The 19,187-nt window shown below is 71.4% G+C and carries 18 protein-coding genes and 1 pseudogene; 9 read left to right on the top strand and 10 right to left on the bottom strand.

Annotated features, from left to right (window positions below; translation table 11 throughout):
* Positions 1–146: 146 nt before the first annotated feature.
* Both R4I43_RS22425 and R4I43_RS22420 read left to right on the top strand, forming a co-directional pair.
* Positions 147–934: pseudogene (locus tag R4I43_RS22425) on the top strand (lysozyme).
* Positions 935–1,095: 161 nt separating this feature from the next.
* Positions 1,096–2,085, top strand: coding sequence for a pentapeptide repeat-containing protein (locus tag R4I43_RS22420; protein WP_324267650.1), 990 nt, complete (start codon positions 1,096–1,098; stop codon positions 2,083–2,085).
* A gap of 10 nt (positions 2,086–2,095) precedes the next feature.
* Here R4I43_RS22420 and purL read toward each other — a convergent pair whose 3' ends face one another.
* The 3 genes from purL to purS are packed head-to-tail and all read right to left on the bottom strand — an operon-like array spanning position 2,096 to position 5,285.
* Positions 2,096–4,375, bottom strand: coding sequence for a phosphoribosylformylglycinamidine synthase subunit PurL (gene purL, locus R4I43_RS22415; protein WP_324267649.1), 2,280 nt, complete (start codon positions 4,373–4,375; stop codon positions 2,096–2,098).
* Complete coding sequence (gene purQ / locus R4I43_RS22410) at positions 4,372–5,049, bottom strand: phosphoribosylformylglycinamidine synthase subunit PurQ (protein WP_324267648.1); 678 nt, start codon at positions 5,047–5,049, stop codon at positions 4,372–4,374. Before purQ ends, purL begins: the two co-directional genes overlap by 4 nt.
* Entirely contained in the window at positions 5,046–5,285 is a 240-nt protein-coding gene (purS, locus tag R4I43_RS22405; protein WP_125093276.1) for a phosphoribosylformylglycinamidine synthase subunit PurS, read from the bottom strand. Before purS ends, purQ begins: the two co-directional genes overlap by 4 nt.
* 234 nt (positions 5,286–5,519) lie before the next feature.
* Here purS and R4I43_RS22400 point away from each other — a divergent pair, with 234 nt between their 5' ends.
* Together R4I43_RS22400 and R4I43_RS22395 are read left to right on the top strand one after the other, a co-directional pair.
* Entirely contained in the window at positions 5,520–5,930 is a 411-nt protein-coding gene (locus tag R4I43_RS22400; RefSeq protein WP_324267647.1) for a hypothetical protein, read from the top strand.
* 105 nt (positions 5,931–6,035) lie between these two features.
* Positions 6,036–6,671 carry an MBL fold metallo-hydrolase gene (locus R4I43_RS22395; protein WP_324267646.1) on the top strand — a complete coding sequence of 212 codons (636 nt, stop codon included), beginning with the start codon at positions 6,036–6,038 and terminating at the stop codon, positions 6,669–6,671.
* A gap of 66 nt (positions 6,672–6,737) precedes the next feature.
* Here the strand turns inward: R4I43_RS22395 and R4I43_RS22390 are convergent, their stop codons facing one another.
* Positions 6,738–7,481 carry a DUF2334 domain-containing protein gene (locus tag R4I43_RS22390; protein WP_324267645.1) on the bottom strand — a complete coding sequence of 248 codons (744 nt, stop codon included), beginning with the start codon at positions 7,479–7,481 and terminating at the stop codon, positions 6,738–6,740.
* A 187-nt stretch (positions 7,482–7,668) separates the two neighbouring features.
* Complete coding sequence (locus R4I43_RS22385; RefSeq protein ID WP_324267644.1) at positions 7,669–8,559, bottom strand: phosphoribosylaminoimidazolesuccinocarboxamide synthase; 891 nt, start codon at positions 8,557–8,559, stop codon at positions 7,669–7,671.
* Between the two features lie 71 nt (positions 8,560–8,630).
* Between R4I43_RS22385 and R4I43_RS22380 the strand changes: the two genes are divergently transcribed.
* Positions 8,631–9,278: a TenA family protein gene (locus R4I43_RS22380; RefSeq protein ID WP_324267643.1), complete on the top strand. Its 648-nt coding sequence runs from the start codon at positions 8,631–8,633 to the stop codon at positions 9,276–9,278.
* 205 nt (positions 9,279–9,483) lie between these two features.
* Here the strand turns inward: R4I43_RS22380 and purB are convergent, their stop codons facing one another.
* On the bottom strand, positions 9,484–10,917 hold the full coding sequence (gene purB, locus R4I43_RS22375) for an adenylosuccinate lyase (RefSeq protein ID WP_324267642.1): 1,434 nt from the start codon (positions 10,915–10,917) through the stop codon (positions 9,484–9,486).
* Between the two features lie 24 nt (positions 10,918–10,941).
* Positions 10,942–12,168 (bottom strand): threonine synthase, encoded by a 1,227-nt coding sequence (locus tag R4I43_RS22370; protein ID WP_324267641.1) that lies wholly within the window; start codon positions 12,166–12,168, stop codon positions 10,942–10,944.
* A 100-nt stretch (positions 12,169–12,268) separates the two neighbouring features.
* Here R4I43_RS22370 and R4I43_RS22365 point away from each other — a divergent pair, with 100 nt between their 5' ends.
* From R4I43_RS22365 to R4I43_RS22355, 3 genes are all read left to right on the top strand, one after another.
* On the top strand, positions 12,269–13,819 hold the full coding sequence (locus R4I43_RS22365) for an ABC transporter ATP-binding protein (RefSeq protein WP_324267640.1): 1,551 nt from the start codon (positions 12,269–12,271) through the stop codon (positions 13,817–13,819).
* The gene (locus R4I43_RS22360) at positions 13,816–15,558 is read left to right on the top strand and encodes an ABC transporter ATP-binding protein (RefSeq protein WP_324267639.1); all 1,743 of its coding nucleotides are present in this window, start codon (positions 13,816–13,818) and stop codon (positions 15,556–15,558) included. Before R4I43_RS22365 ends, R4I43_RS22360 begins: the two co-directional genes overlap by 4 nt.
* Positions 15,559–15,685: 127 nt before the next feature.
* Positions 15,686–15,952 (top strand): hypothetical protein, encoded by a 267-nt coding sequence (locus R4I43_RS22355; protein ID WP_324267638.1) that lies wholly within the window; start codon positions 15,686–15,688, stop codon positions 15,950–15,952.
* 57 nt (positions 15,953–16,009) lie between these two features.
* On the opposite strand, the gene R4I43_RS22350 is transcribed toward R4I43_RS22355, so the two are convergent.
* From R4I43_RS22350 to R4I43_RS22340, 3 genes are all read right to left on the bottom strand, one after another.
* Positions 16,010–16,594: a TetR/AcrR family transcriptional regulator gene (locus tag R4I43_RS22350; RefSeq protein WP_324267637.1), complete on the bottom strand. Its 585-nt coding sequence runs from the start codon at positions 16,592–16,594 to the stop codon at positions 16,010–16,012.
* An 89-nt stretch (positions 16,595–16,683) separates the two neighbouring features.
* Positions 16,684–17,307 (bottom strand): hypothetical protein, encoded by a 624-nt coding sequence (locus R4I43_RS22345; RefSeq protein WP_324267636.1) that lies wholly within the window; start codon positions 17,305–17,307, stop codon positions 16,684–16,686.
* A 51-nt stretch (positions 17,308–17,358) separates the two neighbouring features.
* On the bottom strand, positions 17,359–17,874 hold the full coding sequence (locus R4I43_RS22340; RefSeq protein WP_324267635.1) for a SigE family RNA polymerase sigma factor: 516 nt from the start codon (positions 17,872–17,874) through the stop codon (positions 17,359–17,361).
* Positions 17,875–18,041: 167 nt separating this feature from the next.
* Here R4I43_RS22340 and R4I43_RS22335 point away from each other — a divergent pair, with 167 nt between their 5' ends.
* Positions 18,042–19,064, top strand: a complete 1,023-nt coding sequence (locus tag R4I43_RS22335; RefSeq protein WP_324267634.1) for a threonine aldolase family protein — start codon at positions 18,042–18,044, stop codon at positions 19,062–19,064.
* The last annotated feature ends 123 nt before the right edge of the window (positions 19,065–19,187 follow it).

Raw genomic sequence — 19,187 nt, 5'->3', positions numbered from 1 at the left:
GGGTGCCCCGCATCTGTACGGATTGAGCCGATCCGGTCAAAACCTAACACGGCACCTTCATCTTTCGGAAAGCGTTCGCCACACTTTCGGGGCACGATGCGTAGTCGCACGACACCGTCCACGACTATCCGTAATGCGAGGCCTAGATGACGGCACGCGGTCGATCAGCCCTGGTGATGATGGTCGCACTGGCATTCACGACGCTGTCGGCGCCCGCTCAGGCGGGTCAGGTCATCACCGACGAGGACAACGCGACGCTCGGCTCGCAAATCCGCAAGTTCGAGCCCGTCGACCCGCTGCCGCTGCCGGACCTGAACCCGCAGGCCACCGTGCCCGGCATGGACGTGGCCAGCTACCAGGGCAACGTGGACTGAGCGTCCTGGTACGGGCAGGGCAAGCGGTTCGCCTACATCAAGGCCACCGAGTCCACCAGCTACACCAACCCGCACTTCGCGCAGCAGTACAACGGCTCCTACGAAGTCGGGATGATCCGCAGCGCGTACCACTTCGCGATCCCCAACGCCTCCAGCGGCGCCGACCAGGCGAACTACTTCGTCGACCACGGCGGCGGCTGGTCCGCCGACGGCCGCACCCTGCCCGGCGCGCTCGACGTGGAGTACAACCCGTACGGCGAGACCTGCTACGAGATGAGCAGGGAGGCCCTCACCGCGTGGGTCGAGGACTTCAGCGACACCTACCACGCCCGCACCGGCCGCTACCCCGTCATCCACACGAGCACCAACTGGTGGAACCAGTGCGTCGCCGGCTCCTTCGGCATCACCAACCCCCTCCAGGTCGCCCGCTACGCGGATTCCCCGGGAGAACTCCCGACCGGCTGGCTCATCTGGACCTTCTGGCAACACACCCCCGACCCCTCGACCAGAACCACTTCAACGGCCCCCTCTCAGGTCTCCAAGCCCTCGCCAACGGCTGACCTCCGAAGAAGCCCGGATTACCGCCGTTTTCGGGGGACGGATCACTCCGGTAATCGGGGACCTGAATACCGGAGCAATCCGGTCACCCGCGGAGCGCGAGAGACGGCGACGTCCTCGGGAGGAGTGCATGTGGTGATCGTTCTTGGGGAGAATCACCGGTGTGGGTGAGCGGAAGGTCGGATTGGTGCTGACGATCGCGGTGGCGGTCGTGGTGTTGTTCGGGGTCAGCGTCGGATTGCTGGTGTTCGACCCGCGGGTCACGGGAGCCGACGCGCTGCGAACCGGGGGACTCGCGGCCGGGTCCGTGGTGGCGTTGTACGCGCTGTGGCTCAACGACCGGCGGCGCCGGGTCGAGGAGCAGCGGCAGTCGCTGGAGAGCCGGCGCACCGAGCTGGACCGGGACCGCGTCGCCGATGAGCGCTTCGCCCGCGCCGTCGAGCTGCTGGGACACGAAACGGACCAGGTCAGGGTGGGTGCGCTGCACGCGATGGCCGGTCTGGCGCGCAGCAACCCCGACTACGCCCAGACCGTCCTCGACGTGCTCTGCTCCTACCTGCGCCGCCCGTTCCAGCACCCGCGCTACTCGTCGTCGCAGCGTTGGACACCGGTGGAATCCGACGACGCCGAGCGCCAGCTGCAGGTCCGGCTGACCGCGCAGCGCCTGATCAGCGAGCTGCTGCCCGGCGCGGACGACGCCGACGCCCCGGTCTACGACCTCGACCTCACCGGGGCGACGCTGGAGTACTTCGAGCTGTCCGACCGCAAGGTCGGCACCGTCCTGCTGCGCTACGCGCACCTGTTCAGCAGCAACAACCTCAGCCGCAGCGTCTTCCACGGCGACGTCTACTTCACCGGGAGCACCTTCGGCACCGGCCGGCTCAGCGGCAGGTTCCGCTGCGACGACGCGGTGTTCCACCGCCGGGCGTGGTTCAGCGGTGTGCACTTCGGCGGCCCGGTGCGCTGCCAGCGCAGCACCTTCCACGGGCCCGTGAAGTTCTCCGACAGCACCTTCGTCGACGAGGTGACGCTGGCCGGTTCGACGTTCGAAGGGCAGTCGGACTTCGACGGCGTCGTCTTCGAGCAGGCCCCGGACCTGACCGGAACGACAGGAGCCCCGACCATCGCGGTCGGGGCTCCTGAGGTGAGCTGACCGTCCGGGCTCAGCCGAACAGCTCGGGCAAGGTGCCTTCCCAGGCTTCGCGGAGCTCCGGCAGCGGGATCTCGGTGACGTCCTGGATGTCCAGGGAGTTCGAACCCGCGTCGGCAACGCCGACCTTGACCCACGGCAGGCCCCGGGCGGTGCACATGTCGGTGAAGCGCAGCTCCTCCGAGCGCGGGACCGCGACCAGGACACGACCGGCGGACTCGGAGAACAGCTGCACGAACGGGTCCGCGCCCTCCGGCAGCACCACGCGGGCACCGCACTCGCCGACCAGCGCCGTCTCGACCAGCGCCTGCGCCAGACCGCCCTCGGACAGGTCGTGCGCGGCGGAGATCATGCCGTCGCGGGAACCCGCGAGCAGGATCTCGGCCAGCAGCTTCTCGCGGGCCAGGTCGACCTTCGGCGGGGTGCCGCCGAGGTGGTCGTGGGCGACGCGCGCCCACTCCGAACCGCCGAACTCCTCGCGCGTCTCGCCGAGCAGGATCAGCGTCTCGCCCTCCTCGCCACCGATGCCGGTGGGGATGCGGCGGGTCACGTCGTCGATCGTGCCGAGCACGCCGACCACCGGGGTCGGCAGGATCGCATGCTGACCGGTCTGGTTGTAGAAGCTGACGTTGCCGCCGGTCACCGGGATGCCCAGCTCGGCGCAGGCGTCGGCGAGGCCGCGCACCGCCTGCTGGAACTGCCACATCACGCCCGGGTCCTCCGGCGAACCGAAGTTCAGGCAGTTGGTGACGGCCATCGGCGTGGCACCCGTGGTGGCCACGTTCCGGTAGGCCTCGGCCAGCGCCAGCTGCGCACCCGCGTACGGGTCGAGCCGGGTGTAGCGGGCGTTGCAGTCGGTGGCGATCGCGATGCCGCGACCGGTCTCCTCATCGATGCGCAGCACGCCGCCGTCGGACGGCTGGGCCAGCACCGTGTTGCCGCGGACGTAGCGGTCGTACTGGTCGGTGACCCAGGCGCGCGAGCACAGGTTCGGCGACGCGGCCATCGTCAGGATGGTCTCCCGCAACTCGTCCGGAGTGGACGGACGCGCCAGCGTGTTGGCGTTGTCGGCGGCGATCAGGTCCTGCTCGCCCGGCCGCTCGACGGGCCGCTGGTAGACCGGGCCGTGGTGGGCCACGGTGCGCGGCGGCACGTCCACGACGAGCTCGTCCTGCCAGTAGATCTCCAGGTTCTCGCCGTCGGTGACCTCACCGATCACGTTCGCGGTGACGTCCCACTTGGCGCAGACCTTCATGAACTCGTCCACCTTGGACGGGTCCACGACGGCGCACATGCGCTCCTGGGACTCGCTGGAGAGGATCTCCGCGGCGTTCATGCCCGTGGCGCGCAGCGGGACCTGGTCGAGGTCGACGCGCATGCCGCCGTCACCGGCCGCGGCCAGCTCGGAGGTCGCGCAGGACAGCCCGGCGCCGCCGAGGTCCTGGATGCCCACGACCAGGCCCGAGTGGTACAGGTCCAGGCAGCACTCGATGAGCACCTTCTCGGCGAACGGGTCGCCGACCTGCACGCTCGGCAGCTTCTTGCGGCCGCCCGCGCTCTCGTCGCCGTCGAAAGTCTCCGAGGCCAGCACGGACACGCCGCCGATGCCGTCGAGACCGGTGCGAGCGCCGAACAGGATGATCTTGTTGCCCTTGCCGGAGGCGTGCGCGAGGTGCAGGTCCTCGGTCTTCATCACACCCACGCACATGGCGTTGACCAACGGGTTGCCCGCGTAGGTGTCGTCGAAGACGACCTCGCCGCCGATGTTGGGCAGGCCCAGGCAGTTGCCGTAGCCGCCGACACCGGCGACCACGCCGGGCAGCACGCGCTTGGTGTCGGGCGCGTCGGCCGGGCCGAACCGCAGCGGGTCGGCGACCGCGACCGGGCGGGCGCCCATCGCCATGATGTCGCGGACGATGCCGCCCACGCCCGTGGCCGCGCCCTGGTAGGGCTCGACGTAGGACGGGTGGTTGTGGCTCTCCAGCTTGAAGGTCACGGCCCAGCCGTCACCGATGTCGACCACGCCCGCGTTCTCGCCGATGCCGGCGAGCATCTTGGCGCGCATCTCGTCGGTGGTGGTCTCGCCGAAGTACTTCAGGTGGACCTTCGAGGACTTGTAGGAGCAGTGCTCGCTCCACATCACCGAGTACATCGCCAGCTCGGCCTCGGTCGGCCGGCGGCCGAGGATCTCGCGGATCCGCTGGTACTCGTCGTCCTTCAGGCCGAGCTCGCGGAACGGCTGGTCGACGTCGGGGGTGCTCTTCGCCGCGTCGACGGTGTCGATGCTGGTCACGCTGCCACCAAAGAATCCAGAACGGACAGGAACATGCCGAGGCCGTCGTCGGTGGGCCCGGTCAGCGGGTCGATCGCGTGCTCGGGGTGCGGCATCATGCCGGCGATCCGCCCGCGCGCGTCGGTGATGCCCGCGATGTCGCGCTGCGAACCGTTCGGGTTCTCCCCGGAGTAGCGGAACAGCACGCGGCCTTCGCCTTCGAGCTGGTCGAGGACGGCCTCGTCGGCCATGTAGTTGCCCTCGCCGTGCTTGATCGGGATGAGCAGCTCGGCGCCCGCGTCGTAGCGCGTGGTCCAGGCGCTGGAGTTGTTCTCCACCTTCAGCCACTGGTCGCGGCACACGTAGTGCAGGCCCGCGTTGCGGGTCAGCACGCCGGGCAACAGCCCGGACTCGCACAAGATCTGGAAGCCGTTGCACACGCCCAGCACCGGCATCCCCTTGCCCGCGGCGATGATGACCTCGGTCATCACCGGTGCGAACTTGGCGATCGCGCCGCAGCGCAGGTAGTCGCCGTAGGAGAAGCCGCCGGGCACGACCACGGCGTCGACGCCCTTGAGGTCGTGGTCGGCGTGCCAGAGGGCGACGGCCTCGCCACCGGCGCGGCGGACCGCGCGAGCGGCGTCGACGTCGTCCAGGGTGCCGGGGAAGGTGATGATGCCGATCTTCGCGCTCATGCTTCCACCCGGCGCACGACGAAGTCCTCGATCACGGGGTTGGCCAGCAGGGTTTCGGCGATGTTGGCGAGCGTGTCGTCGTCGACGTCGTCGGCGACCTCCAGCTCGAACCGCTTCCCCTGGCGGACTTCGGTGATCCCGTCGAACCCGAGACGGGGCAGCGCGTTGGCCACCGCCTGTCCCTGCGGGTCGAGGATCTCCTGCTTCGGCATGACGTCGACAACGACTCGGGCCACGGGTGCTGCTCCCGGTTTCCGTGCAGATCCGCCGGTCCCGGCGGATGGCCAGCAGTACCTGCGCAGCGTAACTGAGCTGCGGGTTCGCCTCTCCGCGCAGGGGCCCGACGTGCGTCACAGCTCACCTGCAGTTCGTGGCGTGAGTCACAAAAGCGGCCGGTTGTCTGAACCTGTTCGGGGCTGGCGCGTCTTCAGGGCATCAAGAACATCGCTTGGCACTGAGGGGATTTCACGATGCGCAACTTCAAGACCGCACTCGCCGGGGCCGCGCTCGCCGGCCTCGCGCTGACCGCCGTCGCGCCCATCGCCACCGCCGTCCCGGCCACCGCGCCGGCTCCCGCCGCCGCCACCGCGGCGCAGGGCGGCGGGCTGACCGTGGACCGGACCGTGGTGCACCCGGGCGAGCAGCTGGCGATCCACCTCGACCACGGGCCGGAGGCGCTGAGCTGGATCTCGTCGGGTTCGTTCGTCCGCGACTCCGAGCACCCGATGGGGGCCGACGAGGGCGTCGCCCACGTGGTCCGCGACTCCGGCGGCAACGCCGACGCGGTCGCCACCATCGGCGACGTCCCGCCCGGCCAGTACGTGGTGCACGCCCGCGTCGGCGGCGGCTCGGTTCCGGGAGTGACGATCACCGTCCGGTGAGAACCGGAGGACCGGCGAGGGCTCGGGGGCCTCGCCGGTCCTCCGCTCCCGGGCGGGTGGTGGCAGAGTGGGAGCGGATTTCGCCTGCCGCTGAGGAGGACTCGCGTGCACATCACCCACTTCGGACACGCGTGCGTGCTGCTGGAGACCGGATCCGGCCGGTTGCTGCTGGACCCGGGCACGTTCTCGTCCGACTTCGAGGACCTGCGCGACCTGGACGCCGTGCTGATCACCCACCAGCACCCCGACCACCTCGACTTCGAACGGCTCCCCGCGCTGCTGGAGGCCAGTCCCGCTGCCCGGCTGATCGTCGACCCGGGCAGCGCTCCCGCCGTCGCCGAGAAGGGCCTGTCCGCGACCACCGCGAAGCCCGGCGACGCGCTCGAGCTGGGCGGGTCCTCGATCAACGTCGTCGGCGGGCAGCACGCGGTGATCCACCCGGACATCCCGAACATCGACAACGTCGGCTACCTCGTCGACCACGGCGCCTTCTACCACCCGGGCGACTCGTTCCACGTGCCCGAGCAGCGGGTCGACGTGCTGGGCCTGCCGACCGGCGCGCCCTGGCTCAAGCTCTCCGAAGCCGTCGACTTCCTCCGCGCGGTCGCGCCGCGCGCGGCGGTGCCGATCCACGAAGCGGTCCTGGCGATGCCCGCGATGCACTACCGCCGCTTCGAGGAGCTCAGCCCGGCCGGGACCGCGGTCGACGTCCTGCCCCGGGGCTCCGCCACGGAGGTCTAGGACCGAGGGCGGTTCCAACCGAGATCACGTCCGCCCTGCCGGGTCGATCTCGGCCAGAACCGCCCGTCACCAGGCTTCGTGCGGGATCCGGGGCGTCGGGATCCGGTCCAGCTCCGAGCGGACCGTGGCGAACGACGCGTAGGTGACCGGCTCGGCGCCGTGGTGCAACGCCAGGTCGACCGCGTCCAGGACCGCCTGCCGCACGGCGGGCTTCGCCAACGTCCCGGCGTCCACCGCCAAGCGGACCGCGCGTCCCCGGCGGGCGGCGCGACCGGCGCCCATCACCAGCGCCCGGCACCACCACGGCTCGGCGGCCTCGCCCGGGCCGAGGATCCGGATGCGGGACCGCAGCACCTGACCGGAGCCGAGGTCGCGCACCCCCATCGCGTCCGCGCACACCGCGAAACCACGCCGCTGAGCTGCCAGGACCGTTCCCGGCGAGGCCAGCCAGCGAGGTGGGATGAACGTGTGCGTGCGCAGCCCGGCCTGCTCGAGCACCGCCGAGGCCGCCACCAGCCGCAGACCCGCCTCGTGCGCGGGCAACCGCGCGGCGGGGGCGAGCCGGGAGCGCAGCCCGGGCGAGGTGCGGGCGAAGCCGTGCAGGCTGATCGTGTCCTTGCCGTTGAGCCGGTCGGCGACCCAGCCGAGCAGCGGCGACCTGCGGTCCCGGGCGTCGAGGTCGGTCGGGCGCGGCGAGATCAGCAGGGACAGCGGGACGTCCCGGCGGTCGAGCTCCGCGGCGAAATTCGCGCAGCTGTCCAGGGACCGGTGCTCCAGCCCCGACAACGACACCACGAGCGGCGTGCTCACAGGCACCCATTCGGCCTGACGCGGGTGACCGTTACCTGAAAGCCAGGTGTCACCCCGGCGCAAATCCGGCGAACCTCCACCCCGCAACCATCAAACCCGCAGGCCAGGCCCACCTCCCGACACGCCGCCGGTTCCCGCTATGGGGTGAAGGGACTCGAACTTCGCGCGAAATTCGAAAGGGCCGGGGTCAGGCCGGGCGGAGCCAGTCGGCGAAGGAGCGGCCGGTGATGCGCTCGTAGGCCTCGACGTAGCGGGCGCGGGTGGCCTCGACGATGTGGTCCGGGAGGGCTGGCGGCGGGGTGTCGGAGTGCCGGTCCCAGCCGGACTCCTCCGAGGTCAGCCAGTTGCGGACGAACTGCTTGTCGAACGACGGCTGGACCTTGCCCGCCTCGTGGCCGTCGGCCGGCCAGTAGCGCGAGGAGTCCGGGGTGAGCACCTCGTCGCCCAGCACCAGCTCACCGGCGGCGTTGCGGCCGAACTCGAACTTCGTGTCGGCCAGGATCACCCCGCGCTCGCGCGCGTGCTCGGCCGCGCGGGCGTAGACCCGCAGCGTCAGGTCGCGCAGCTCGGCGGCCAGCTCGGCGCCCTCCTGCGCGGCGACGGCCTCGAAGCTCACGTTCTCGTCGTGCTCACCGATCTCTGCCTTGGTGGCCGGGGTGAAGATCGGCTCCGGCAGCCGGGACGCCTCGACCAGCCCGTCCGGCAGCGAGACGCCGCAGACCGCGCCGGTGCGCTGGTAGTCGATCAGCCCGGAACCGGTCAGGTAGCCGCGGGCGACGCACTCGACCGGCACCATCGTCAGCCGCTTCACCAGCAGCGCGCGGCCGCGCACCTCGGCGGGGATGCGCGGGTCGTCGTGGGCGACCAGGTGGTTCGGCAGCTCGTCGGCCAGCAGCTCGAACCAGAACACGCTCATCGCGGTGAGCACAGCGCCCTTGTCCGGGATCGGCGTGTCCAGCACGTGGTCGTAGGCCGAGATGCGGTCCGAGGCGACAAGCAGCAGGTGTTCGTCATCGACGGCGTGCAGCTGGCGAACCTTGCCTGCCGCGATCTGGGGGTAATCGGCGAGTGCAACCACGCCGCGATTCTCTCCCACCGCAGGTTGGCCACCCGCACGTGGTGGGATTGGGACGGGAGAAGGAGGAGACCTTGACCGAGAACTTCACCGACTGGCTGCGCTCGCGCAGCGAACCCGACTGGACCGCCGTCGTCGAGCACCCGTTCACCGACGCGCTGTTCGACGGGTCGGTGCCCGACGAGTACATGAGCTCGTACCTGGTGCAGGACTACCAGTTCGTGGACGACTTCCTGGCGCTGCTGGGCGCGGCCGTCGCCAAGGCCGACCGGTACTCCTCGCGGCTCGCGCTGGCCGGCAGCATCGCGGTGGTCACCAGCGAGGAGAACACCTACTTCCAGCGGTCCTTCGACGCGCTCGGCATCGGCGAGACCGACCGGGTCAACCCGGAGCTGGACCCGGCGACCGCAGCGTTCCGCGACCTGATGCGCGACACCAGGGACAACGGCGGGTACGCCGAGATCCTCACGGTGCTCACCGTCGCCGAGTGGACCTACCAGGAGTGGGCGGTACGGGCCCCGGCGAAGCCGGACAACTTCGTCCACGCCGAGTGGATCGAGCTGCACAGCAACCCGGACTTCCAGGAGTGGGTGAGCTGGCTGCGCTCAGAGCTCGACCGCATCGGAGCCGGCCTCGACGAACGCGAACGAGCCCGCTGCCTGCGCCTCTTCCAGCAGGCCACCAAGTGCGAAGTCGACTTCTTCAACGCCCACTGGGACTGACAGTACTGTTTCCAGTGGTTGCTTTGCTCAGCGGTGCCGGTAGCGGAACCTGAGGCGGCCCTCCTGCTCCGGGCGCGCCGACTCATGCATGTCCAACACACCATGTCGGCACGTCCTCACAGGAGGACCACCTCAGAACCCGCGGCAGTGCCGGCTGAGTCCCACACCTGAAACAGCGGCTGCCGCCGCACATCTCAGGCCACGGTCAGAGGATGTCGCTCGGGGAGTAGGCCGCTGCTTGCGGGTACTGGGTGGCGAGCTTCTCGATGGCCGCGACGACGTCGGTGACCTGGGACGACGCCGCGCCGGTGAAGGCGAGCCGGTCGGCCAGCAGGGACTCCAGCTGCTCGCGGTCGAGCGGCAGCCGCTCGTCGGCGGCGAGGCGGTCGAGGAGGTCGTTGCGCTCAGCGCCCTGCTCGCGCATGTCGAGCGCGACGGCGACGGCGTTCTCCTTGATCGCCTCGTGCGCGACCTCCCGGCCCACGCCCGCGCGGACCGCGCCCATCAGCACCTTGGTGGTGGCCAGGAACGGCAGGTAGCGGTCCAGCTCGCGGGAGATGACGGCGGGGAACGCGCCGAACTCGTCGAGCACCGTCAGGAACGTCTCCAGCAGGCCGTCGAAGGCGAAGAACGCGTCCGGCAGCGCGACCCGGCGTACCACCGAGCAGGACACGTCGCCCTCGTTCCACTGGTCACCGGCCAGCTCCCCGCTCATCGACAGGTAGCCGCGCAGCACCACCGCGAGGCCGTTGACGCGCTCGCAGGAGCGGGTGTTCATCTTGTGCGGCATGGCGCTGGAACCGACCTGGCCGGGCTTGAAGCCCTCGGTGACCAGCTCGTGCCCTGCCATCAGCCGGATCGTCTTGGCGACGCTGGAGGGAGCGGCGGCCAGCTGCGTCAGCAGGCTCAGCACCTCGAAGTCCAGCGACCGCGGGTAGACCTGGCCGACGCTGGTCAGCGTGCTGGCGAAGCCCAGGTGCCCGGCGACGCGGCGCTCCAGCTCGGCGAGCTTGTCGGTGTCGCCGCCGAGCAGGTCCAGCATGTCCTGCGCGGTGCCGACCGGGCCCTTGATGCCGCGCAGCGGGTAGCGGTCGAGGAGCTCTTCGAGGCGGCGGAAGGCGACGAGCAGTTCGTCGGCGGCGGTGGCGAAGCGCTTGCCCAGCGTCGTGGCCTGCGCGGCGACGTTGTGCGAACGACCGGCCATGACCAGCTCGGCGTTCTCCCCGGCGAGCTTGCCGAGCCGCGCGAGCACGGCGACGGTGCGGTCGCGGACGTGCTCCAGGCTGCGGCGGACCTGCAGCTGCTCGACGTTCTCGGTCAGGTCCCGCGAGGTCATGCCCTTGTGGATCTGCTCGTGGCCGGCGAGGGCGTTGAACTCCTCGATGCGGGCCTTCACGTCGTGCCTGGTCACGCGCTCGCGCGCGGCGATGGAGTCGAGGTCGACCTGCTCCAGCACCCGCTCGTAGTCGGCCACGGCCTGCTCCGGGACCTCGATGCCGAGGTCGGCCTGGGCGCGCAGCACGGCCAGCCAGAGGCGCCGTTCCAAGACGATCTTGTGCTGCGGCGACCACAGCTCGACCAGCTCCGGCGAGGCGTAGCGACCGGCGAGAACATTCGGGATGCTGGGCTTGTCCGTCACGGGCCCAGGATACTTCCGGCCTCGTCAGAGCCCGGAGGCCCAGGCCGGGGAGTCGGCCGGGACCACCTCCGGAGCCGCCGGGACGAAGTCCGGGTACTTCTGGCCGGCACCGGTGTTGAACAGCACGACGCGGTCGGTTCCGGTGACCGCGCCGGTGTCGCGGAGCCTGCGCAGCGCGGCGAGCGTCGCGGCCCCCTCGGGCGCCGGGTAGATGCCCTCGGAGGCGGCGAGCTCCCGGGTGGCCTCGCGCATCTCGTCCTCGCTGACCGACACGGCCGTGCCGCCGGACTCGCGGACGGCGTCGAGGATCAGGTAGTCGCCGACGGCGACCGGGACCCGCAGGCCGCTGGCGTCGGTGGTGGCGTCCTCCCAGCGCGGCGCGTGCCGTTCGCCCTGGTCGTGGGCGCGGACGAGAGGGGCGCAGCCCTCGGCCTGGACGACGACCATGCGCGGGCGCCGCTCGCCGATCCAGCCGAGCTCGGTCATCTCGGCGAACGCCTTCCACATGCCGACCAGCCCGGTGCCGCCGCCGGTCGGGTAGATCACCACGTCCGGCAGCTCCCAGCCGAGCTGCTCGGCCAGCTCGTAGCCCAGCGTCTTCTTGCCCTCCACGCGGTAGGGCTCCTTGAGGGTGGAGACGTCGAACCAGCCGCGCGCCTCGGAAGTGGTGCGCACCAGGCGTCCGGCGTCGTCGATCAGACCGTCGACCAGCCACGTCCCGGCACCGGAGACGACGGCTTCGACCTGGTTGATGCGCGGGCAGTCCTCGGGCATGACGACCCCGGCGGCCAGTCCCGCTCGGGCCGCGTAGGCCGCGAGCGCCCCGCCCGCGTTCCCGGCAGAAGGCGCGGCGACGGTCTTCGCGCCCAGCTCGCGGGCCCGGGACACGGCGGCCGACATGCCGCGCGCCTTGAAGCTGCCGGTCGGGTTCTGGCCCTCGTCCTTGACCCGCACGTCGGCGATCCCCAGCTGCGCCGCGAGCCGCGGCGCGGCCAGCAGCGGCGTGAACCCCTCGCCGAGGCTGACGACGTGCTCGGCGTCGCGGACCGGCAGCACCTCCCGGTACCGCCACATCGAAGGTTCCCGGAACACCAGGTCAGATGGCCGCAGCGCCACCTTCGCCAGGTCGTAGCGCGGGTAGAGGACCTTGCCGCAGCCCTGGCACAGGCGGTGCAGCGCGTCGGCGTCGAAGGTCCGCCCGCAGGCGGTGCACTCCAGGTGCGAGAGGGTGCTGCCGGTGGGGTTCGCCATGATCGCATCCTGACCCGTCGCACCAGCCCGGTCCAGCCCGGATCACACCTGCTGGAAATTCGCTCGCCCGCCGCATCGGCCGTGGATAACGTCGGTGTTCGTGGCCCGCAACGGATCGCTGCGCTTCCTCCTCGACCTGCTCGCCCGGCGACCCGGGCTGGTGTCGCTGGCCGCGGTGTCCGGTGCGGTGTGGATGCTGCCGACCGCGGTGCTGCCGCTGGTGATCGGCCGCACCGTCGACGAAGGCGTCCGGGCCGGTGACTCCGGAGCCCTGCTGCGCTGGGTGCTGGTCGTGGTGGTCCTCGGCGTGCTGCAGATGGTGGCCGCGGCGACGGTGAACTGGGCGGCGCACACGCTGTGGATCCACGGCACCGCGAGCGCGCAGCGGATCGTGCTGGCGCAGGTGGTGCGCCTCGGCGGCACGCTCACCCGCAAGGTCAAGGCGGGCGAGGTGGTCACGATGGGCGCCTCCGACGTGTTCAAGATCGGCGACCTCTTCGAGACGCTCGGCCGCGCCTTCGGTTCGCTGCTGGCCTTCGCCGCCGCGGCCGCGCTGGTGCTGTGGATCTCGCCGCCGCTGGGCCTGGTGGTGCTGATCGGCGTGCCGCTGGCGGTGCTCGGCATCGGACCGCTGCTGCGGCCCCTGCACCGGCGGGAACAGCTGCAGCGCGACGAGCTGGGCAGGCTCGGCGCGCAGGCCGCCGACATCGTCTCCGGCCTGCGGATCCTGCGCGGCATCGGCGGCGAGCGGCGGTTCTTCGCGCGGTTCGCCGAGACCGGGCAGCGGGTGCGGGAGGCCGGTGTCGCGACCGGGCGGATCGACGCCTGGCTGGGCGGCGCCGAAGTGCTGCTGCCCGGCCTGGTCACGGTCCTGGTGACCTGGCTGGGCGCGCGGATGGCGCTGGCCGGATCGATCACCGTCGGGGAGCTCGTGACGTTCTACGGGGTTTCGGCGTTCCTGGTGATCCCGGTGCGCACCGCCACCGAGACCGCCTACGCGTACGCCTCGGCGCGCGTGGCCGCAAGCAGGGCCACGGCGTTGCGCCGCGTCGAGGTCGAGCCCGCGCCACCGGCGACCCCGGTCGCGCTGCCGGAGGGGCCGTTGGGGCTGGTCGACGAGGAGGTCGAGGTGGCCGCCGGACAGCTGGTGGTGATCGACGCGGGCCACCGCGGCGAAGCCGTCGCCGAGCGGCTCGCGGGTTCCGCGACGGCCGGAGGGGTGCCGCTGACCGAGGTCGATCCGGACGAGCGGCGCCGCCGCGTCGTGCTCGCGCACAACCAGGACCTGCTGTTCGCCGGGGACGCGCGGGAGGCCATCGACCTGGGCACCGAGGTCGGCTTCGACACCGCGGTGCGCACGGCCGACGCCGAGGACGTGCTCGCGGCCCTGCCGCCGGACGGCCTGCTCGACGAGCGCGCCCGGCTGCTCTCCGGCGGCCAGCGGCAGCGGTTGCTGCTGGCGCGGGCGCTGAGCACCGACGCCGACGTGCTGGTGCTCGAGGACCCGACCTCCGCCGTCGACGCGCACACCGAAGCGCGGATCACCGAACGCGTCCGCCGGCTGCGGTCCGGGCGGACCACGGTCGTGCTCAGCCAGAGCCCGCTGTGGGCGGCCGTGGCCGACCGGCACGTCCGGCTGGAGGAACGGTGAAGCTCCCGCTCGCCGACGCCGCGGCGCTGCGCCGCTGGCTGCGCGGCACCGTCCGCTCGCACCGCTCCCGGTTCGCCGCGACCACCCTGCTCTACGTGCTGACCACCGCCGTCGGGCTGGCCGGGCCGCAGCTGCTGGGCGTGCTGGTCGAATCCGTGCAGGCAGCAGCGCCGGTGCTGCGGATCGACCTGCTGGCGGGCGCGTTCCTGCTGGTCCTGATCGCCCAAGCGCTGCTGGCCCGGGCCGCGCGGCTGCGCGCGATGCTGCTCGGCGAGGAGCTGCTCGCCGAGGCCCGCGAGGAGATGGTCGAGCACGCCCTGGCGCTGCCGCTGGGCGTGGTGGAGTCGGCGGGCACCGGCGACCTGCTCAGCAGGGCCACCACCGACATCGACCGGCTCGACCACACGGTCCGCAACGCGCTGCCGGAGATCTCCGCGGCGATGATCGCGATCGGGCTCACCGCGACCGCGATGCTGCTGACCTCGCCGCTGCTGGCCTGCGGGATGCTCGTCGCGGTGCCGCTGCTGGTGCTCAGCACCCGCTGGTACTACCCGCGTTCGCTGCCGGTGGTGCAGCAGGTGATGGAGCGCTGGTCGGACGTGCAGGCCGGCGCGCACGAGTCGGTGGAGGGCGCGCGCACCATCTCCGCCCTGCGGCTCGGCGACCGGCGAACCGCGCGCAACGAGCACCTGCTCGACCGGGCGGTGGACGCCGAGAAGCGGCACCGCTCCCTGCTGACCGCGTGGTTGCCGTGCCTGGAGCTGTCCTACGTGCTGCCGGTCGGCGCGATCCTGCTCATCGGCGGCTGGGCGCACTCCGCCGGCGCGGCGCAGCTGGGCACGGTCGTCGCGGTCGTGCTCTACGCCCAGTCGCTGTCGGCGCCGCTGGACGAGCTGTTCATGTGGCTCGAAGAACTGCAGGTCGGCGGCACCGCGCTGCAGCGGGTCCTGGGCGTCTCGCAGGTGCCGCTGGACGGACCGCGCGAGCCCGCCCAGCCCGTCGGCGAACGCGATCTGGTCATGCGGGACCTGCGGTTCTCCTACCGGCCGGGCCGGGAAGTGCTGCACGGCATCGACCTGGTCGTGCCCGCCGGGCAGCGACTGGCGATCGTCGGCCCCTCCGGTGCGGGCAAGTCCACGCTGGGACGGCTGATCGCCGGGACCGGCCGTCCGGACTCGGGCTCGGTCGCCTTCGGCCGCACCGAGGTCACCGCGATGCCCACCGAGTCGCTGCGCCGCGAGGTGGTGCTGCTGACGCAGGAGCAGCACGTCTTCGCGTGCTCGCTGCGCGACAACCTCGCGCTGCTCGACCGGGAGACCGGCGACGAGGAACTGCTCGCCGCGCTCAAGTCAGTCGGCTTGCAGGAGTGGGTGCGGGGACTCGACCACGGGCTGGACACGCGGCTGGGCGCCGGTGGGCTGGCGGTACCCGCGGCCCGCGCGCAGCAGCTGGCGCTGGCCCGGGTGCTGCTCGCCGACCCGCACACCGTGGTGCTCGACGAAGCGACATCGCTGCTGGACAGCACGACCTCGCGGGACCTGGAGCAGGCGCTGGCCACGCTGCTGGCGGATCGGACCGTCATCGCCATCGCGCACCGGCTGCACACCGCGCGGACCGCGGAGCGGATCGCGGTGATGTCGCGGGGTCGGATCGTGGAGCTGGGTGAGCACGCCGAGCTGATGGCGGCGGGCGGTTCCTACGCCGAGCTCTACCGGGCGGCAAAAGTCGATCTCGGCTGACAGGTCAATCGCTCGTTCGGCGAATTCGGTTATTGCGCCCGATCAGGTGTGGGAATCTGGACTGATGCGTCGGCGCGAACATATCGTTGTCCGAAGCATTCGCGGCTGTGCACAGGAACGGGATCGGATGGACATCAACAGGTTCGCCGAAGACCGGCAGGACGTGTTCTGGGTGGTCGGGATCGGACAGACAGAGCGGCACGCGACGACCATGAGACCAGGGGCGGTATATGCCGGTCAGCGCGTTCCGGCGCTCTGCGAAGGAGAGGTCAAAATCCCGCAGCCCACCCCGCTGGGACGCGAGCCGAGCACGAAGAACATCACCGGCAAATGCCTCGAGTGCGAGGGAATTGTCAACGCCGCGAATTACGCGGAAACCACCTGGGACTTTTGAACGTGAAAAAACGTTCTCGGTGCGCTCGGCGAATCGTTCAGCGTTCTTGCACGCGAATCAGGACAGCTGCGCCCGCAACATCCTGCGGGCCGCTGCGCGGGGATCCGGATCCGATTCGATGAGCGCGTTGACCACCGCGCCGTCGACCAGCGCGACCAGTTCGGTCAACCGCTCCGCGCCCACCTCCATGTCGCTGCGCCGGAAGATCTCCGCGAGGAGCTGCTGCAACTCGGCGGCCATCTCCCGCATCAGCGGGGTCAGGTAGGGGCGGCGCGGCGAGCCGACCAGGCGCTCGTAGCGCAGCAGCACCGGCTCCACGCCGCCGTGCCGGGACTCGACGCCGAGCAGCAGGTCCAGCAGCAGCTCGATCACGGCGTCGGTGCTGCGCGGCTGCGCGGACAGGTCGGCCAGGCGGGCGTGCCCGGCCGCGAGCTCCTCCCGGCCGTTGTGCTCCACCGCCGCGCTGATCAGGTCTTCGAGCGAGGAGAAGTAGTAGGTGGTCGAGGCCAGCGGCAGCCCGGCGCGTTCGGCCACGGCGCGATGCCGCACCGCGTCGAACCCGCCCTCGACGAGCAGCTGCGCCGCAGCCGCCACCAACGCCTGCCGCCGCCGCTCTCCCTTGGGTGTGCTGGCCGCCGTCATGACACGCGATCCTAAGCCGGGTCCGAATAGTCCGGATGATCGCGGCCGAGGAGCGCCACGACGACGTCGCCGACCAGCGGTTCCACCGATCAGAACCGGGTGGCGAGATCGCCGGCGAGGTTGGCCACCCTGGTGCCGAACGGCGCGGCAGGCGAACCCGCCTCGGGTTCGCTGAGCACCACCACGAGCTTGCCGCTGCGCGCCTTGCGGACCGACTGCTGGGCGCCGTCGGGCCGCTGCACGTCACCGGGCGTCGACTGGTCGGCCTGGGCCACCCCCGCCGGGCTGACCACCACGGTCACCCGTCCCGCCGCGGCGCCGTCGCGCAGCGCGAACGCCGCCGCCTTCGCTCCGGTCGGGCACGAGCGCACCGGGGTCGGCGCGGCGCTGCCGGCTTCCGGCAGCGTCGCGGCCACGGCTTCGACCAACTTCGGGTCGGGCTGGCAGCCCGCCGAGCGCGGGGTGATCCCGCTGGACTCGAGCTGCGGTCCCGGGCCCGGCGCCGCGGTCAGCGGAACCGCTGGTGGCGGGCTCGCCACGGTGCCCGTCGACGACGAGAACCAGCCGGAACCCGCACCGATCCCGCCGACCAGCACCGCAGCGGCCACCGCCGTGCCCCCGACCGTGGCCGTCACCCGGCGCCGGGCCGTGATCCGCCGCGACGCGGTCGCGACGTCAGCTTCGTCGAACGACGCCGGCGGAACGGCTCGCACCGAGTCACGGAAAAGCTCCTCGAGCTTGCGCTCGTCCAACCCGCACCCCCTTCACGCGGACCTCAGATCCCCGAGCTCGTCTCCCAGCGCCTCCCGCAACGTCGCCAACCCCCGGGCGCACTGACTCTTCACGGTTCCTTCGCTGCAGCGCATGACCGCCGCGACCCCTGCCACGTCCAGCCCCTCGAGGAAGCGCAGGACCAGCACGGCGCGCTGCTTCGGCGGCACCTTGCGCAGACCCGCCATGAGGGTCTGCCTGGTGGACACCGAGTCGTCCACGTCCGGGTCGTCGACCGGACTGTCGGGCAGAGTCTCGGCGGCCCTCTCCCGTCGCCAGGGCCGCCTCGACTCGTCGATCACCGCTCGGGTCAGGGTTCGGCGCACGTAGGCGTCCAGCGCGCCCTTGTCCCGTACCTTCCGCCAGTGACGGTGCAGGGCGATGAACGCGGTCTGGGCGAGATCGTCCGCGCGGTGCCAATCACCGCACATCATGTACGCCATGCGACGCACCGCCTCCCGCCGAGCCACGAAGTACTCCGCGAACTCCTGCTCCTCGCGCTGGTCCACGCGGAACTCTCCGCTCGTTCGTTGCCTGCACTGCTATGACGGGATCGCCCGCCCCAACCGTTGCACGCGCGTTGGAGCCGATCCACCTGTGATTGATACCGCAGCGGTGAATTCACGTCCCACAGGGCCATTGCCTAGACCCCGTGCGCATGTGATGTGATCTGTTCGTGACCACTCCGGCGCCCATCGACCTCCGCTCCGACACGGTGACTCGTCCCGACGAGCAGATGCTGGCCGCGATGGCCGCCGCCGAAGTCGGCGATGACGTGCTCGACCACGATCCCACCATGCGCTCGCTCGAGGAACGGGTGGCCCAGCTGCTGGGCACCGCCTCCGCGCTGTGGGTGCCCAGCGGCACGATGGGCAACCTGATCGCGCTGATGCTGCACCTCAAGCGCGGGGACCGCTTCCTCGCGCCGCGCGGCGCGCACGTGCTCAACCACGAGCTCGGCTCGGCGGCGTGGCTGGCGGGCGGCATGCCGGACCCGCTGGAGTGGGACGCCGGCCCGGGCCGCCCCACCGCCGAGGCGGTCCGCTCGCAGACCGGCCTGACCACGGCCTACGACGCCCTGCACACCACGCTGCTGTGCCTGGAGAACACGCACAACGGCGCGGGCGGCACCGTCGTCCCGCCGCACGAGCACGCGCGGCTGGCCGCCGCCGCGAAGGAGCTCGGCCTCAAGGTGCACCTCGACGGCGCTCGGCTGTGGAACGCCTCGGTGGCGCTCGGCGTGCCGCCCGCAGCGCTGACGGTCGGCGTGGACAGCGTGCAGGTGTGCCTCAGCAAGGGCCTCGGCGCGCCGGTCGGATCGGTGCTGGCCGGGGAGGCGGAGTTCATCAAGGCCGGGCGGCGGATCCGCAAGATGCTCGGCGGCGGGGTCCGGCAGGGCGGCGTGCTGGCGGCGGCCGGGCTGGTCGCGCTGGACCGCGTCGACGCGCTGGGCGATGATCACGACAACGCCCGGATCCTCGCCGAGGGCCTGGTGGAGCAGGGCTGGCAGGTCACCGCACCGCAGACGAACATGCTGCTGGCGGCCGTCCCGGACGTGCAGCTGACGTTGACCCGGCTGCGCGCGGTGGGTGTGCTGGCCGTGCCGATGAACGGGCAGGTCCGGTTCGTCACGCACCGGGACGTGTCCAAGTCGGATGTGGAAGAGGCGCTGCGCCGGATCGGCCGAGCCGGGATCTAGCTGTGATGTCCGGGGAGGTTGTCCCGGTCGTGGTGTGTGAGTTGGTTTGTTTTGCAGACAGGTGAAGGCCTCTGGTTGTGAAGTGGAGCTGTCTAGGAACCGCTTCATCAACCGGAGGCCTTC

The organism is Saccharopolyspora mangrovi (assembly GCF_035320975.1).
Classification (GTDB): Bacteria; Actinomycetota; Actinomycetes; order Mycobacteriales; family Pseudonocardiaceae; genus Saccharopolyspora; species Saccharopolyspora mangrovi.
The sequence above is the reverse complement of the archived record's forward strand: the minus strand, read 5'-3'. Positions and strand labels throughout refer to the sequence as shown.

Coding starts and splice junctions, on each gene's coding strand:
- purQ (WP_324267648.1), bottom strand. CDS start 5,049: ATGAGCGCGAAGATCGGCATCATCACCTTCCCCGGCACCCTGGACGAC.
- R4I43_RS22400 (WP_324267647.1), top strand. CDS start 5,520: ATGCGCAACTTCAAGACCGCACTCGCCGGGGCCGCGCTCGCCGGCCTC.
- R4I43_RS22370 (WP_324267641.1), bottom strand. CDS start 12,168: ATGGCGAACCCCACCGGCAGCACCCTCTCGCACCTGGAGTGCACCGCC.
- R4I43_RS22355 (WP_324267638.1), top strand. CDS start 15,686: ATGGACATCAACAGGTTCGCCGAAGACCGGCAGGACGTGTTCTGGGTG.
- R4I43_RS22350 (WP_324267637.1), bottom strand. CDS start 16,594: ATGACGGCGGCCAGCACACCCAAGGGAGAGCGGCGGCGGCAGGCGTTG.